Source organism: Thalassospira sp. UBA1131, from assembly GCF_002311515.1.
Lineage (GTDB): Bacteria > Pseudomonadota > Alphaproteobacteria > Rhodospirillales > Thalassospiraceae > Thalassospira.
This window is the reverse complement of record NZ_DCAO01000108.1, coordinates 1-1,459: the sequence shown is the minus strand read 5'-3', so window position 1 is coordinate 1,459 and position 1,459 is coordinate 1. Positions and strand designations below refer to the sequence as shown.

2 pseudogenes are annotated in these 1,459 nt (G+C 50.4%); both read right to left on the bottom strand.

What is annotated here, in order from left to right:
- Positions 1-893: pseudogene (gene gltA, locus B3Z49_RS17705) on the bottom strand (citrate synthase); the annotation flags it as partial.
- A 179-nt stretch (positions 894-1,072) separates the two neighbouring features.
- A pseudogene (locus B3Z49_RS17700) lies at positions 1,073-1,459 on the bottom strand (glutamate--tRNA ligase); the annotation flags it as partial.

Genomic DNA, 1,459 nt, shown 5'->3' with positions numbered 1-1,459 from the left:
GGATCGTAGTTTTTGTAAACGCGGTGACCAAAGCCCATCAGACGGAACGGATCGTTCTTGTCTTTTGCTTTTGCAACATATTCCGGGATGTTTTTCACATCGCCGATTTCGTTGAGCATGACCAGAACGGCTTCGTTTGCGCCGCCATGTGCCGGACCCCAAAGCGATGCGATACCAGCAGCAATACATGCAAACGGGTTGGCACCCGAAGAACCGGCCAGACGAACGGTCGAGGTCGACGCATTCTGTTCATGGTCGGCATGCAGGATCAGGATGCGATCCATTGCCTTGGCCAGAACCGGATTGACTTCATAGTCTTCACACGGGTTGCCAAACATCATCTGCAGGAAGTTTTCTGCATAACCGAGCTTGTTGTTCGGATAACGGAACGGCTGACCGATGGAATATTTATACGCCATCGCCGCAATGGTCGGCATTTTCGCAATCAGGCGATAGGCCGAAATCATCCGCTGCTTCGGATCGTTGATGTCGGTGCTGTCATGATAAAACGCAGACAATGCGCCAACAACGCCACACATGATCGCCATCGGATGCGCATCACGGCGGAAACCGTTATAGAAATTGCGCATCTGTTCGTGGACCATGGTGTGCATGGTAATATCATTCTCGAACTTGGCTTTGTCGGTGGCATTCGGCAGCTCACCATAAAGCAGCAGATGGCAGACTTCGAGGAAGTCGGCATTTTCTGCAAGTTCATCAATTGCATAACCGCGGTGACGCAGAATACCAACGTCGCCATCAATATAGGTCAGTTCCGACTGGCAAGAGCCGGTCGAAGTGAAGCCCGGATCATAGGTGAAATATCCGGTTTCAGCATACAGCTTGCGGATGTCAATCACAGACGGGCCTACACTGCCCTCAATCACCGGCATATCGAACGACTTGCCAGTGGCATTGTCGGTCATTGTCACGGTGTGGGAAGTCTTGGGATTAGATGCCATGACTATTTTTCCTTCCCTGTTTGAACGAACACGGTTTCAAGTTGTGTGCAGCATAATGCTGCGGCGCACAAAGCGCAAACGGGTTATTAGTTTTTCTTAATTCGCTGTTGTTATGCATCAAAATGGCGAATGCGTTTCAGCGTTTGGGTTTTGCCAAGCACAATCATTACTTCGAAAATGCCTGGTGAAGAGTTGGAGCCTGTAAGCACCGCCCGCAAGGGCTGCGCAACTTTGCCAAGCTTTAACTCAAACTTATCGGCAATGGCGCGAACACTTGCGTCAACGTCCTCTTCGGTCCAGTTATCAAGCGCTTCAAGACTGTTGGCCAGTTCCTTGAACAGACCTTCAGGTGCACCATCAATCAGGGACTGGGCTTTCTCGTTAACGGACGTAATGCCATCGGTAACGTAGAAAGCCGAAGAGTCGGCGAGCTCGATAAGAGTCTTGGCCCTTTCTTTAAGGCCTGCCATGCCGTTGATCAAGATTTCTTTTTGCGA